Annotated in this window: 10 protein-coding genes; 8 read left to right on the forward strand and 2 right to left on the reverse strand. The window is 67.7% G+C overall.

Annotated elements, in window-relative coordinates; translation table 11 throughout:
* Positions 1–11: 11 nt before the first annotated feature.
* The 4 genes from Q8S38_RS03675 to Q8S38_RS03690 all read left to right on the forward strand — a co-directional run bounded on the left by Q8S38_RS03675 (position 12) and on the right by Q8S38_RS03690 (position 5963).
* A complete protein-coding gene (locus Q8S38_RS03675) occupies positions 12–2297 on the forward strand; it encodes an NADP-dependent malic enzyme (RefSeq protein ID WP_305679071.1) in 2286 nt (761 codons plus the stop codon).
* Between the two features lie 144 nt (positions 2298–2441).
* On the forward strand, positions 2442–4223 hold the full coding sequence (locus Q8S38_RS03680) for an ABC transporter ATP-binding protein/permease (protein WP_305679072.1): 1782 nt from the start codon (positions 2442–2444) through the stop codon (positions 4221–4223).
* A gap of 29 nt (positions 4224–4252) precedes the next feature.
* Positions 4253–4828: a hypothetical protein gene (locus Q8S38_RS03685; RefSeq protein WP_305679073.1), complete on the forward strand. Its 576-nt coding sequence runs from the start codon at positions 4253–4255 to the stop codon at positions 4826–4828.
* A gap of 187 nt (positions 4829–5015) precedes the next feature.
* Positions 5016–5963 (forward strand): lysylphosphatidylglycerol synthase domain-containing protein, encoded by a 948-nt coding sequence (locus tag Q8S38_RS03690; protein WP_305679074.1) that lies wholly within the window; start codon positions 5016–5018, stop codon positions 5961–5963.
* Positions 5964–5973: 10 nt separating this feature from the next.
* Here the strand turns inward: Q8S38_RS03690 and Q8S38_RS03695 are convergent, their stop codons facing one another.
* Positions 5974–6690 (reverse strand): hypothetical protein, encoded by a 717-nt coding sequence (locus tag Q8S38_RS03695; RefSeq protein WP_305679075.1) that lies wholly within the window; start codon positions 6688–6690, stop codon positions 5974–5976.
* A 250-nt stretch (positions 6691–6940) separates the two neighbouring features.
* On the opposite strand from Q8S38_RS03695, the gene Q8S38_RS03700 reads away from it, so the two are divergent.
* Entirely contained in the window at positions 6941–8179 is a 1239-nt protein-coding gene (locus Q8S38_RS03700) for a multidrug effflux MFS transporter (RefSeq protein WP_305679076.1), read from the forward strand.
* 200 nt (positions 8180–8379) lie between these two features.
* Here the strand turns inward: Q8S38_RS03700 and Q8S38_RS03705 are convergent, their stop codons facing one another.
* Complete coding sequence (locus Q8S38_RS03705) at positions 8380–8589, reverse strand: cold-shock protein (RefSeq protein WP_054142513.1); 210 nt, start codon at positions 8587–8589, stop codon at positions 8380–8382.
* Positions 8590–8806: 217 nt separating this feature from the next.
* Here Q8S38_RS03705 and Q8S38_RS03710 point away from each other — a divergent pair, with 217 nt between their 5' ends.
* From Q8S38_RS03710 to polA, 3 genes are all read left to right on the forward strand, one after another.
* The gene (locus Q8S38_RS03710) at positions 8807–9493 is read left to right on the forward strand and encodes a fumarylacetoacetate hydrolase family protein (protein WP_305679077.1); all 687 of its coding nucleotides are present in this window, start codon (positions 8807–8809) and stop codon (positions 9491–9493) included.
* Positions 9494–9608: 115 nt separating this feature from the next.
* Positions 9609–10538: a dihydrodipicolinate synthase family protein gene (locus Q8S38_RS03715; RefSeq protein ID WP_305679078.1), complete on the forward strand. Its 930-nt coding sequence runs from the start codon at positions 9609–9611 to the stop codon at positions 10536–10538.
* A 114-nt stretch (positions 10539–10652) separates the two neighbouring features.
* A complete protein-coding gene (gene polA, locus Q8S38_RS03720) occupies positions 10653–13691 on the forward strand; it encodes a DNA polymerase I (protein ID WP_305679079.1) in 3039 nt (1012 codons plus the stop codon).
* The last annotated feature ends 32 nt before the right edge of the window (positions 13692–13723 follow it).

Below are 13723 nucleotides of genomic sequence, written 5' to 3' on the forward strand. Positions count from 1 at the left end.
AGAACAATCCCATGCCCGACCAGCCGCCGATCAAACGCACCCGCCCGACCTTCACCGATCAGGAAGCCCTGCTGTTCCACTCGGAGGGCCGTCCGGGCAAGCTCGAGATCGTCGCGACGGTGCCGATGGCGACGCAGCGCGACCTGTCGCTGGCCTATTCGCCCGGCGTCGCCGTACCGGTGCTGGCGATCGCGGCCGATCCCAGCCGATCCTACGACTACACGGCCCGCGGCAACCTCGTCGCGGTGATCTCCAACGGCACGGCGATCCTCGGGCTCGGCAATCTCGGCGCGCTCGCCTCCAAGCCGGTGATGGAGGGCAAGGCCGTTCTGTTCAAGCGCTTCGCCGACGTCGATTCGATCGATCTCGAGGTCGATACCGAGGATGCCGACAAGTTCATCGAGGCGGTGCGCTATCTCGGCCCCTCCTTCGGCGGCATCAATCTCGAGGACATCAAGGCGCCGGAATGCTTCATCATCGAGCAGCGCCTGCGCGAGCTGATGGACATTCCCGTCTTCCATGACGACCAGCACGGCACGGCGATCATCGCCGCCGCCGGCCTGATCAACGCGCTCGACCTCACCGGGCGCGACGTGAAGACCACGCGCCTCGTCATCAACGGCGCCGGCGCCGCCTCGATCGCCTGCACCGAGCTGCTCAAGGCGATGGGCTTCAAGCCCGACAACGTCATCCTCTGCGACACCAAGGGCGTGATCTACCAGGGCCGCACCGAGGGCATGAACCAGTGGAAGTCGGGCCATGCCGCCATCACGGACCGGCGCACGCTGGCGCAGGCGATGGACGGTGCGGACGCCTTCTTCGGCCTGTCGCAGAAGGGCGCCGTGACGCCGGCCATGGTCGCCTCGATGGCGAAGAACCCGATCATCTTCGCCATGGCCAATCCCGATCCGGAGATCACGCCGGAGGAGGTCCATGCCGTGCGCGACGACGCCATCATGGCGACGGGGCGCTCGGACTATCCCAACCAGGTCAACAACGTCCTGGGCTTCCCCTTCATCTTCCGCGGCGCGCTCGATGTCCGCGCCAAGACCATCAACATGGAGATGAAGATCGCCGCCGCCGAGGCGCTCGCCTCGCTCGCCCGCGAGGACGTGCCCGACGAGGTCGCCGCCGCCTATCAGGGCTCCCGCCCGCGCTACGGCAAGGACTACATCATCCCGGTGCCTTTCGATCCGCGGCTGATCCAGGTCGTGCCGGTCGCCGTGGCCAAGGCGGCGATGGAGACCGGCGTCGCCGGCAAGCCGATCGTCGACATGAACGCCTACAAGGCGCAGCTCTCGGCGCGGCGCGACCCTGTCGCCGGCACGCTGAACCGCATCTTCGAGCGCGTCCGGCGCTATCCCAAGCGCGTCGTCTTCGCCGAGGGCGAGGAGGAGCAGGTGATCCGTGCCGCGGTTTCCTTCGTCAACCAGGGGCTCGGCCACGCCATCCTGGTCGGCCGCGAGGAGCGCGTCTACGAGACTGCGACCTTCCTCGGCATCGACCTCGAGACCAAGGGCATCTCGGTCCAGAACGCGCGGCTCTCCAAGCGCAACGCGGCCTATGCCCAGTATCTCTACGAGCGCCTGCAGCGTCAGGGCTATCTCTTCCGCGACTGCCAGCGCCTGATCAACCAGGACCGCAACCATTTCGCGGCCGCCATGGTCGCGCTCGGCGATGCGGATGCGATGGTGACGGGCGTGACCCGCAACTACTCGATTGCGCTGGAAGAGGTCCGCCGCGTCATCGACGAGAAGCCGGGCCATCGCGTCATCGGCGTCTCGATCGTGCTGTCGCGCGAGCGCACGGTGCTGGTCGCCGACACAGCCATCACCGAGATGCCGACGGCGAAGGAGTTGTCCGAGATCGCGATCGAGGCCGCCGGCGTCGCACGGCGCCTGGGCTACGAGCCGAAGGTCGCGATGCTCGCCTTCTCGACCTTCGGCCACCCGGCCGGCGAGCGCTCCGAAAAAGTGCGCGAGGCAGTCAAGCTGCTCGACGGGCAGCGCGTCGATTTCGAGTATGACGGCGAAATGGCTGCCGATGTCGCGCTCAACCGCGATCTGATGGCGCAGTATCCGTTCTGCCGCCTCAGCGGGCCGGCGAATGTGCTGATCATGCCGGCGTTCCACTCGGCCTCGATCTCGACCAAGATGCTGCAGGAACTCGGTGGCTCGACCGTGATCGGCCCGCTGATCGTCGGGCTCGACAAGCCGGTCCAGATCGTGCCGCTTGGCGCCAAGGACAGCGACATCGTCAACATGGCGGCGCTGGCCGCCTTCAACATCGGCGGCTGACGCCCGGGTGACCGGCGGATCGTTCCGACCGTCCGTTCATTCTGAGTTCATTCGGCGCCCTCCAGCCTGTCACCGACACCGGGCATCGGTGGCTGGGGGATGACGGGGTTCGTGCAGGCGCACAGGCAGACGCCGGGAGCGATGATGGCTGCGCCGAGCGATCGGCAGGTCGCGCTGCGCTTTGGACAGCTCACCGGGGGCTTCTGGCGCGGGGCGAGCGCCGGTCGCGCCTGGTTCTGGTCCCTGCTGCTGGCGGCGGCGATCATCCTGTCGGTTTTCGCCAACGTCACCGTCAATCGCTGGAACGGCTGGTTCTTCGATGCGCTGGAGAAGCGCGACAGCGAAAGCGCGATGATCGCGATGGCGGTCTTCCCCGTGCTGGTGCTGATCGTGGCCGGGCTCGGCGTCGTGATCCTGGTTTCGCGCGAGACCTTCCAGGTCCATTGGCGGCAATGGGTGACGGCCAGGCTGGCGGATTCCTGGGTGGGGCAGCGCCGCTTCTTCCGGCTCAGCCTCTCGGGCTACGAGCCGGCCAACCCCGAATACCGCATCGCCGACGATGTCCGCTGGGCGACCGAGCCGGTGGTGGACTTCGCCATCGGCCTGCTCTCGGCGGTGATCACCATCATCACCTTCATCGAGATTCTCTGGCAGATCGGCGGCGCCTTGACCCTGCGCTCGGGCGACGCCGCGATCGTCATCCCGGCCTATCTCGTGCTGGCGGCGATCGTCTACGCGATCCTCGTCTCCCTGCTCGTCACCATCGTCGGGCGGCGCCTGCCCAGCCTGATCGCAGCGCGCAACGAAGGCGAGGCGCGGCTGCGCTTCTCGCTGATGCGGATCCGCGACCATGGCGAGACCATCGCGCTCGCCCGCACCGAGGCCGGCGAGCGCCGCGCGGTGGCGCACACCTATGACGGCCTGGTCGGCCGCTGGCTGGCCATGATCCGCCAGCGCGGCCGGCTGACCTGGATCACCAACGGCAGCGGCGCGCTGGTGCCGGTCGTGCCGCTGCTGCTGGCCGCGCCCAAATACCTGTCCGGCGAGATGTCGCTGGGCGGCGTCGTCCAGGTCGCGGCGGCCTTCGTGGCGGTGCAGAACGCCTTCAACTGGCTGCTCGACAATTTTATGCGCATCGCCGAATGGCTGGCAGCGGCGCGGCGCGTCAACGAGCTCGCCGACGCGCTGGAGCGGGTCGATGTCGAGCCGCCGGGCGAGCATCTGACGATTTCGCCCAGCCGGGACGGGCTGTTTGGTCTGGACGAAGTCACGCTGATCGACCGCGACGGACGCACGCTCGTCGCCGACATTTCCTGCTCCGTGCCGCCGGGCGCGACGCTGCATGTCTCGGGCGAACTCGGCCTCGGCAAGGCCGCCCTGGTCCAGGCGGTGGCCGGCCTCTGGCCCTGGGGACGCGGCGCGATCATGCTTCCATCGGGCGCCTTCGTCACGGCCGTCCCGCAGAAGCTGCACCTGTCGGAGGGCAGCCTGCGCGCCGTGCTGGAGACGGGCAGGGCGCTGCCGCAGGACGAGCTGGAGAGCGCGTTGCGCCGCTACGGCCTGTCGGCGCTGGCGCCGCTGCTCGACGAAAGCCGCGACTGGGACAAGGAGCTGGCGACCGGCGACCGGCAGCGCCTCGCTCTGGCCCGGGCCGAACTCGAACATCCCGACGTCATTCTCCTCGACGAGGCGACCAGCGCCTTCGATACCGACGCCGCACTCGAACTTCTAGGCGAGCTGCGCGCCGCGCGGCCGGACGCGATCATCATCGCCTTCGGCCAGGGCGCGGGCTTCGCCGAGGCGGCGACGCACCGCCTCCTGCTGAAGCGCGCCGGGGGCGTCGTGCGCATGGCGCAGCGCCACCCCGCCTCTGATTCCGCCACGCTGCCCGGCTCCGTGCCGGCCCATGTCGAACCCGCCGAATGACCGTCACCGCTTTTCTGGAGCCTGCTACGATGACTGCTGCCGCGATGAACATCTGGGACGTCTATTGGGGTCTGCGCGTCGAGCAGTGCCCCTGCGACGTGCATTTCGTCGAATGGCTGGAGGAGGAGGGCCTGTCGGGCCAGCGCATCTATCATTTCGGCAGCGGCGGCCACCATTATGTCGGCATCCGCTGCGCCGAGCCCGAACTCGACTGCACGGTGCTGAGCATCACCGCCTCGCCCAAGGAATACGACGCCTTCGTCAAGCTCGCGACCGGCAACCCGACAATCAGCAAGACCTACAGCGCCTATTTCGGCGACATCTACACCAGCAACGCCAGGCTTTTGCCGCGTTTCGACATCGTCACTCTGTTCCACGCCTGCGAGTTCAGGACGGAGGCGAACGACGCCTATGGCGCGCTCACCGACCGCGAGGTGATCGACCTGTTCACGAGCCAGACCGATGCCGGCGGCTACCTGCTGTTCTATACGGGCTCGTTTGCCTATGCGACCGCCGAGCCCATCATCGCCGATTGGGCGAAGACGGCGCCTGTCGAGGAGGTCGCGACCTACAAGACCCTGCGCGTGTTCAGGAAAACGGTCTGATCCCGGACGGACGCGAGGCTGCGGAGCCGTTTCGTCGCGCCGGGCCGCCTTGTGGATTGGCGCGCAGGCGTTATGTGTCCCGCCGGGGCCGCCCGCGCCTCATGCCCGCAATCGGCGCCTCTGGCTCTCGCCTCCGGCGCGAAACCGACCATGAGTGCGTATGTCCTTTGGCGAGCCAGAGCCCGGAATGCTTCCGCGCAAGCGCAGTCGCTGGTGGTGGCTGGGGCCGCTTGCCAGCGTCGTGATCTTCGGCGCCTCGCTGGTGGTGCTCTGGTACATCGTCCAGGAGATCGAGCCCGGCGAACTCGCCAACGCCTTCGCCAATGCCAGCCTGCGCCAGCTCGGCCTGGCCTGCGCCTTCACCGCGCTGAGCTATCTGCTGCTGACCGGCTATGACGCGCTGGCGCTGAAACGGCTGGGGCTCTCGATCCCCTATCGCACCACCGCGCTAGCCTCCTTCACCAGCTATTCGGTCTCCTTCACGCTGGGCTTTCCGATCGTCACCGGTGGCACCGTGCGCTACTGGATCTATTCGCCCAAGGGCGTGCGCGCCTCCGAGGTTGCGAGCCTGACCGTCATCGCCGGGCTGACCTTCTGGCTCGGGCTCGGCGCCATCCTCTGCGTCAGCCTGCTCTATGCCACGCCCTCGGTCGCGGTCCTGGCGCGGACCTCGCCCCTGGTGGTGCAGGCGGTCGGCGCGGCGGTCGCGGTCGGCACGCTCGGCTACCTCGTCTGGATCGCCAGCGGCGATCGCACGATCCGCGTCCGCGGCTGGAACCTGCCCCTGCCCGGCCTCGGCATCACGCTGGGCCAGATGTTCCTCGGCGCGGCCGAGGTCTGCGCGGCGGCGGCCGTGCTGTTCGTGCTGCTGCCCGGCGGCCACGGCATCGATTATCCGAGCTTCCTCGCCGTCTATGTCTTCGCCTGCCTGATCGGCATTGCCAGCCATGCGCCCGGCGGGCTCGGCGTCTTCGAGGCGACGATGCTGGTCGCGCTGAGCCGGCTGCCCTTCGAACCCGTGCTCGGCGCCCTGCTGATCTTCCGGATCGTCTACTACATCCTGCCCTTCATCCTGGCGCTCGTGCTGCTGGCGCTCAACGAAATGGTCCGGCGCATCAGGCGCCACGAGCGCTGAACCGCCGCCCTCATTTCAGCGCCACGACGATCAGCAGGAAGGTCAGCACCAGCGCGATCTGCTTGAGGCTCCAGTTGAGCGCGGAGAGTTGATCGGCCGTCGTCTCGTGCGGCTCGTCCTCTGCCGGGGCGCCGGGTTCGGGGCTCGGCGCGGGCGCCAGATGCCATTCCAGCGTCTCGACCCGCCCGCGCGCCGGCGTGCTGTCGCGGCCGTTGGGCTCCAGCCCCAGATGCCAGTCGACCGGCAGGTCCGGCACAGCGTCACGCTGGCTCTCGCGCACCCACAGGCTCGTGGCCGCCGACACCGAGAGTGCCTGCGCCGTGCCCGCATGAACGGCGTCGCTGAGGGCCTCGAACACGGGTGGTGGCGCGAAGATATCGCAGAAGAAGCCGCCGCCATCCGCGTCATCGTCGCGGAAACCCAGCAGCATCAGAATGCGCCCGTCCTCGCTCGGGGCGAGGGACCGCAGCGTCAGGCCGATTTGACCGGCCTCTCCTGCAAAACCCGCCCGCTGCAGGCGATCCCCCACCAGCCTTGCCCGGCCGAGAATGCGCGTCGCATCGTCGAGCCGTCCATCGCGACTGGCGACGCCGGCGACATGGCGCAGATCGCCGGCGCTGAGCCGCAGGCGGCGCCCGAAGCCCTGCACGAACCGTTCGGGCACGCCTTCGATCGTCAGCAGGCCCTGCACCATCGCCACCTGCCGCGTCGCTCCCGTCTCGACCATCCGAATTCCCGCTCCCCACCCACCCGTAACGATAGCAGGTTCGCTTGGGGCTGACGAAGCGGCGATCACCATCGATGCCCCGTGGAGCTTGCCTGAGCCTTGCCGACCGGCCCGTTTCCCGCGCTGCGCATGCCGAACCGTTGTCGGACCGGGTTGTCACGCGTTTTACGAGGGTCTAGACGGCTCGCCAGGGGCAGCACGACCATTCGCTTCCGCCGTTACGGGCGGGCGCGCCCGCAAACAGGCCGCCATGACCGACGCTTCAAACCCGGCCGGGCCCCGCCACGGCATGCGCTTCCGGTCCTTCGTCACGCTGATGGCCGCGTTGATGGCGGCCAATGCGCTCGCGATCGATTCGATGCTGCCCGCCTTGCCGCAGATGGCTGAAGCGCTCGGTCTCGTCGAGGCCAATGAGCGGCAATGGATCATCACATCCTATCTGCTCGGCTTCGGTGGCGCGCAGATCGTCTATGGCACGCTGTCGGATCGTTACGGGCGCAGGCCCGTGCTGCTGTTCGGGCTTACGGTCTATGTCGCCGCCAGCGTCGCTGCGGCCTTTGCCGGCTCCTTCGAAGCCATGATGGCAGCGCGAGTCCTGCAGGGCGTCGGCGCGGCGGCGAGCCGCGTGCTGGTCGTTTCGATCGTGCGCGATTGCTACTCCGGCCGCGACATGGCGCGCGTCATGTCGCTGGCGATGATCGTCTTTCTCGCGGTGCCCATCCTTGCGCCCTCGATCGGCCAGGCGATCCTCTGGGTCGCGCCCTGGCGCTGGATCTTCGGCGTGCTGACGATCTTCGGCGCGCTGGTGATGCTTTGGGTCGTGCTGAGCCTGCGCGAGACGCAAAGCCCCGAGGACCGCAGGCCGATCGAGCTCGCGACGGTGGTCGCGGCCTTCCGCACCACGCTGACGACGCGGCTCGCCGTCGGCTACATGCTGGCGATGGCCTTCGTGCTCGGCGGCCTCTTCGGCTTCATCAACTCGGCGCAGCAGGTCTTCGTCGACGTCTTCCACGCGCCGGAATGGTTCACGACGATCTTCGCGCTGATCGCGATGTTCATGGCGGCGGCCTCGCTGCTCAATGCGCGCATCGTCGGGCGCCTCGGCATGCGCCGTGTCTCCCATGGTGCGCTGCTGGCCTATATCGGCCTGACCGGTGCCCACGCCCTCGTCGCCTGGTGGGGCTACGAATCGCTCTGGAGCTTCGCCGCCTTCCAGGCTGCCGCGATGTTCTGCTTCGGGCTGGTCGCGCCCAATTTCGGCGCCATGGCGATGGACCCGCTCGGCCATGTCGCCGGGACGGCCTCCTCGGTCCAGGGGTTCGTCACCACGATCGGCGGCGCGCTTCTGGGCTTCTATATCGGCCAGCATTTCGACGGCACGGTCGTGCCGCTGACGCTGGGCTTCGCGTTCTGTGGAGTGGTCGCGCTGGCGATCGTGCTGATCGCGGAAAAGGGGCGATTGTTTCGCCCAGCCGCCAAGCGGAGCTAGCGACGCTGCGCCAGCGATCTCGGCCGCTGTCGGGCCGGTTGGGTGCGGGGCCCGGTCGAGCGGGGAGCTCTCGGGCCCTCGACCGCCGCCATCTGGGCGACGGGCATGCCGGGAATCGTCTTCAGTCCGGATAGATCGATAGAGATTCGCATTGGCTCGGGAAGCGACGCCGCCGATCGGCCTCCCGTCTAGGTGTCGGATCAGGCCGTCTTGAGATTGACCGCCGAGGACTTGCCGGTCTTGCGATCGGCTTCGAGATCATAGCTGATCTTCTGGCCTTCGTTCAGGCCGCGCATGCCCGAGCGCTCGACAGCGCTGATATGCACGAACACATCCTGGCCGCCCTGGTCCGGCGTGATGAATCCATAGCCCTTGGTCTCGTTGAACCACTTCACGGTACCCGTGCTCACGTGCTGTTCCTTCAGTCTCTGTTCAGGTCGGCTTATGCCGACCGGCCCTACTGTATGGGGCATTTCGCTCAGGTTGCAATGACGCGCCGCACAACGAGCCTGCGAGCTGCCGCGGTGGCATGCCGCAGGAGCAACGCCGCGCGCGGGTTGGGGTCTTGCTCGCCGGCTTGGCCTCCCGCATGAACGACGGCGAAATTCCCGCAGGAGAGCTTTCGCCATGACCCATTACGTGATCGACCCGCCCGCCATCACGGCGGTGCCGGTAGCCGGCGGCGGGATGTTCCCGGTCCGCCGCGTCTTCTGCGTCGGCCGCAACTATGCCGAACACACCCGCGAAATGGGCGGCGATCCCGACCGCGAGGAGCCGTTCTTCTTCACCAAGCCCGCCGATGCTCTGCTGATCAACGGCGCCGACATGCCCTATCCGCCCAAGACCGCCGACCTTCATCACGAGATGGAGCTGGTCGTTGCGATCGGCACAGGCGGCAAGGACATCGCCGAGGCCGACGCGCTCGCCCACGTCTACGGTTATGCCGCCGGCCTCGACATGACCCGCCGCGATCTGCAGGCCGCCGCCAAGAAGGGCGGCAAGCCCTGGGACATGGGCAAGGGCTTCGATTGTTCGGGCCCCGTCGGCGAGATCGCGCCCGCCAGCCAGATCGGCCACCCGGCTGCGGGCAAGATCGAACTCGTCGTCAACGGCGTGCCGCGCCAGAATTCCGATCTCGCCAAGCAGATCTGGAACGTGCCGGAGACCATTTCCTATCTCTCCGGCCTGGTCGAACTCGCCCCGGGCGACCTGATCTTCACCGGCACGCCCGAGGGCGTCGCCGCCGTCGTCAGCGGCGATGTGCTCGAAGGCGAGATTGCCGGCGTCGGCACCGTCCGCACGCGGATCATCTGAAGCGCATGAACCTCCCCCGTTACTTCGGATATCCGCTTCGCTGCGTCCGGGATGGCGGGGAGGGCGTCGTTGACGTCAATGTCGAAAAAACCACCCCAGCCGAAAGTCCCCGACCATGACCCTCACCGCCGACGCCAATGGCGTCTTCCCGATCGCGCCGACCGCGTTCAACCCCGACGGCTCGGTCGACTGGGCCTCCACCGAGAAGCTTTTCGCCTTCTATGACGAGATCGGCTCTGACGGCACGACCGTGCTCGGCATCATGGGCGAGGCGCCCAAGCTGGAGCCGGAGGAATCGCTTCGCATTGTCAAGACGGCGGTGGCCGGCATGCCGGGCAAGCCCGTGATCGTCGGCGTCTCGGCACCGGGCTTTGCCGCCATGCGCAGCCTCGCCCGCCAGTCGATGGAGCTGGGCGCGGCGGCCGTCATGATCGCGCCGCCGCCTTCGCTGCGCACCGACGACCAGATCACCGGCTATTACGCCCAGGCGGTCGAGGCGATCGGCGCCGACATCCCCTTCGTCATCCAGGATTACCCGCTGACGCTGTCGGTGGTGATGACGCCGGCGGTCATCCGCAAGATCGTCACCGACAACCCCTCCTGCGTCATGCTCAAGCACGAGGACTGGCCGGGGCTGGAAAAGATCTCGGCGCTCCGCAAGTTCCAAGGCGACGGCAGCCTGCGCCCGATCTCGATCCTCACCGGCAATGGCGGCCTCTTCCTCGATTTCGAGATGGAGCGCGGCGCCGATGGCGCGATGACCGGCTACGCCTTCCCCGAGCTGCTGATCGACGTCGTCAAGCTGCAGCAGGCCGGCAAGCGCGACGAGGCGCATGACATCTTCGACGCGCATCTGCCGCTGATGCGCTACGAGCAGCAGCAGGGCGTGGGCCTGGCCGTGCGCAAATACACGCTGATGAAGCGCGGCATCCTCAAGAGCGACGCCCAGCGCAAGCCCGGCTCCGCGATCAGCGCGACCGCCAGGGCAGAGGTCGATTATCTGCTCGCCCGCGTCGCACGGACCGACAAGCGCGCCGCGCTTTGAAAAACGGGCCAGCCGCCGGTCCTTGGGCCGGCGGTTCGGCTGCTGACAGCTTCTTGCGAATCGGCCGCGGCGGCCGATGGACATTGCCGGCGCGGGCCCACTATGGTCCGCGCCATGAGCGAGACAGCCAACACCACTGCCGCCCCGGATCTGAAGCCCGGCGACCATCTCTTCCTGGTCGACGGCTCCAACTTCATCTTCCGGGCCTATTTCCAGTCGATCAACCAGGACCGGAAATACAACGCCCGCTCGGACGGTTTGCCCTCCGGCGCGGTCCGGCTGTTTGCCACCAAGCTCTTCCAGTTCGTCCGCGAGGGCGTGCTCGGCGTGCGTCCGACCCATCTCGCCATCATCTTCGACAAGTCTGAGAACTCGTTCCGCAAGGCAATCTACCCGGCCTATAAGGGCAACCGCTCCGATCCGCCGCCGGACCTCATCCCGCAATTCCCGCTGATGCGCGAGGCCGTGCGCGCGTTTGGGCTGCTGCCGGTCGAGCAGGATGTCTATGAGGCCGACGACCTCATCGCGACCTATGCCCGCCAGGCGCGCGAGGCCGGTGCCGATGTGCTGATCGTCTCCGCCGACAAGGATCTGATGCAGCTCGTGCGCCCAGGCGTGGCAATGTACGACCCCGCCTCAGGCGACGCCAAGAAGGGCGCGGGCTTCCGCGCCGAGCGCAGGATCGGCGAGCCCGAGGTCGTCGAATACTTCGGCGTGATGCCCGACAGGGTCACCGACGTCCAGGCGCTGGCCGGAGACGCCACCGACAACGTTCCCGGCGCACCCGGCATCGGCATCAAGACCGCGGCCCAGCTGATCGGCGAATATGGCGATCTCGACACGCTGCTCGCCCGCGCCGGCGAGATCAAGCAGCCCAAGCGCCGGGAGACGCTGACCAATCCCGAGATTGTCGAGAAGATCCGCATCTCGCACAAGCTCGTCACGCTGGTCGACGACGTCGCGGTCGAGACGCCGCTGTCGCATCTGACGCTGGGCCAGCCCGATCCCGTCCGCCTCGTCGCCTTCCTCAAGGCGATGGAGTTCACCACCATCACCAAGCGCGTCGGCGAGGCCTATGAGGCCGATGTCGCGGCGATCGATGCCGACGCCGATCTGGCGCCCGGCGGCGCGCGTGCGGCCGAGCTGAAGGCGCTTTATGTCGGCGGCGATGCCGGCGACGGGCAGCCCTCGCTGGGCCAGGTGGCGAGCGCCGCCGTCACCCAGCCGGTGACGGCCTCAGAGAGCGATGGCTGGCTGAAACCCGCCGATCTCGCGGCCTCACGAAAGAACGAGGCGATCGCCGCCAAGATCGACCGCACCGCCTATGACTGCGTGCGCGATCTGGAGACGCTCGATCGCTGGATCGCCGCCGCCTATCAGGCCGGCCAGGTCGCGGTCGATACCGAGACCAGCGCGATCGACCCGATGCAGGCCGATCTCGTCGGCGTTTCGCTCGCGGTCGCGCCGGGCAAGGCCTGCTACATCCCCCTGCAGCATCGCGGCGGCAGCGATCTCTTCGGCGGCGGCATGGTCGAAGGCCAGATCCCGCTCGACCAGGCGCTGGCGGCGTTGAAGCCGCTGCTGGCCGACCCCGGCGTGCTGAAGATCGGCCAGAACCTCAAATACGACCTCGTGCTCCTGGCGCGCTACGGCCTCGACGTCGCGCCGGTCGAGGACACGATGCTGATCTCCTATGCGCTCGATGCCGGCAACAACAGCCACGGGATGGACCGGCTCTCCGAACTGCATCTAGGCCATGAGACGATCACTTTCGGGCAGGTTGCCGGCACCGGCAAGGCGCAGGTGACCTTCGACAAGGTCGCGCTCGACAAGGCGACCGACTACGCCGCCGAGGATGCCGACGTCACGCTGCGGCTCTGGCGCGTGCTCAAGCCGCGCCTGGCGGCGGAGGGTCGGACCACCGTCTACGAGACCCTGGAGCGCCCGCTGATCGCCGTGCTCGCCCGCATGGAGGCGCGCGGCATCGCGATCGACCGGCAAATCCTGTCGCGGCTCTCGGGCGAATTCGCGCAATCGTTGGCGCGGCTGGAGGACGAGATTTACGAGATCGCCGGCGAGAAGTTCACGATTGGCTCGCCCAAGCAGCTCGGCGACATCCTGTTCGGCAAGATGGGGCTTTCCGGCGCCAAGAAGACCGCGACCGGCCAATGGGCGACCGGCGCGGGCGTTCTTGAGGAGCTGGCCGAGCAGGGCCACCCGCTGCCCTCCAAAATCCTGGAATGGCGCCAGCTCTCCAAGCTGAAATCGACCTACACCGACTCGCTGCCGGCTTATGTGAACCCGCAGACCCAGCGCGTGCACACCTCCTTCGCACTCGCCGCCACGACGACGGGCCGGCTTTCCTCCTCCGAGCCCAACCTGCAGAACATCCCGATCCGCACCGAGGCCGGCCGGAAGATCCGCACCGCCTTCATTCCGGAGAAGGGCTACAAGCTGGTCTCGGCCGACTACAGCCAGATCGAACTGCGCCTGCTCGCCCACATCGCCGAGATCCCGCAGCTCCGCCAGGCCTTCGCGGATGGCATCGACATCCATGCGATGACCGCCTCCGAGATGTTCGGCGTGCCCGTCCTGGGCATGCCGAGCGAGGTCCGCCGCCGCGCCAAGGCGATCAATTTCGGCATCATCTACGGCATTTCGGCCTTCGGGCTGGCCAACCAGCTCGGCATCGGCCGCGAGGAGGCGAGCGCCTATATCCGCAAATATTTCGAGCGCTTCCCCGGCATCCGCGACTACATGGACGCAACCAAGACCTTCGTGCGCGCCAACGGCCATGTCGAGACGATCTTCGGGCGCATCTGCCACTTCCCGGCGGTGGCCTCGAAGAACCCCTCCGAGCGCGCCTTCGTCGAGCGCCAGGCGATCAATGCACCGATCCAGGGCTCGGCCGCCGACATCATCCGCCGCGCCATGATCCGCATGGAGGACGCGCTGGTGGCAGCCAGGCTCGATGTCCGCATGCTCCTGCAGGTCCATGACGAACTGGTCTTCGAGGTGCCCGACCACCAGGTCGAGGCGGCGCTGCCGGTGATCAGGCGGGTGATGGTCGAGGCGCCGCATCCGGCGGTCCAGCTGCGGGTGCCGCTCCAGGTCGATGCCCGCGCGGCGGGCAACTGGGACGAGGCGCACTGACGGAACCTTTCCCGGGAAGCCGACGTTATGGC

This window comes from Allobosea sp. (assembly GCF_030695125.1).
Taxonomy (GTDB): Bacteria; Pseudomonadota; Alphaproteobacteria; order Rhizobiales; family Beijerinckiaceae; genus Allobosea.

Bases quoted from the DNA above. Each gene is read 5' to 3' on its own strand.
- Q8S38_RS03695 (WP_305679075.1), bottom strand. From the start codon at position 6,690: ATGGTCGAGACGGGAGCGACGCGGCAGGTGGCGATGGTGCAGGGCCTG.
- Q8S38_RS03690 (WP_305679074.1), top strand. From the start codon at position 5,016: ATGCTTCCGCGCAAGCGCAGTCGCTGGTGGTGGCTGGGGCCGCTTGCC.
- Q8S38_RS03710 (WP_305679077.1), top strand. From the start codon at position 8,807: ATGACCCATTACGTGATCGACCCGCCCGCCATCACGGCGGTGCCGGTA.
- Q8S38_RS03715 (WP_305679078.1), top strand. From the start codon at position 9,609: ATGACCCTCACCGCCGACGCCAATGGCGTCTTCCCGATCGCGCCGACC.
- Q8S38_RS03685 (WP_305679073.1), top strand. From the start codon at position 4,253: ATGACTGCTGCCGCGATGAACATCTGGGACGTCTATTGGGGTCTGCGC.
- Q8S38_RS03675 (WP_305679071.1), top strand. From the start codon at position 12: ATGCCCGACCAGCCGCCGATCAAACGCACCCGCCCGACCTTCACCGAT.
- Q8S38_RS03680 (WP_305679072.1), top strand. From the start codon at position 2,442: ATGGCTGCGCCGAGCGATCGGCAGGTCGCGCTGCGCTTTGGACAGCTC.
- polA (WP_305679079.1), top strand. From the start codon at position 10,653: ATGAGCGAGACAGCCAACACCACTGCCGCCCCGGATCTGAAGCCCGGC.
- Q8S38_RS03700 (WP_305679076.1), top strand. From the start codon at position 6,941: ATGACCGACGCTTCAAACCCGGCCGGGCCCCGCCACGGCATGCGCTTC.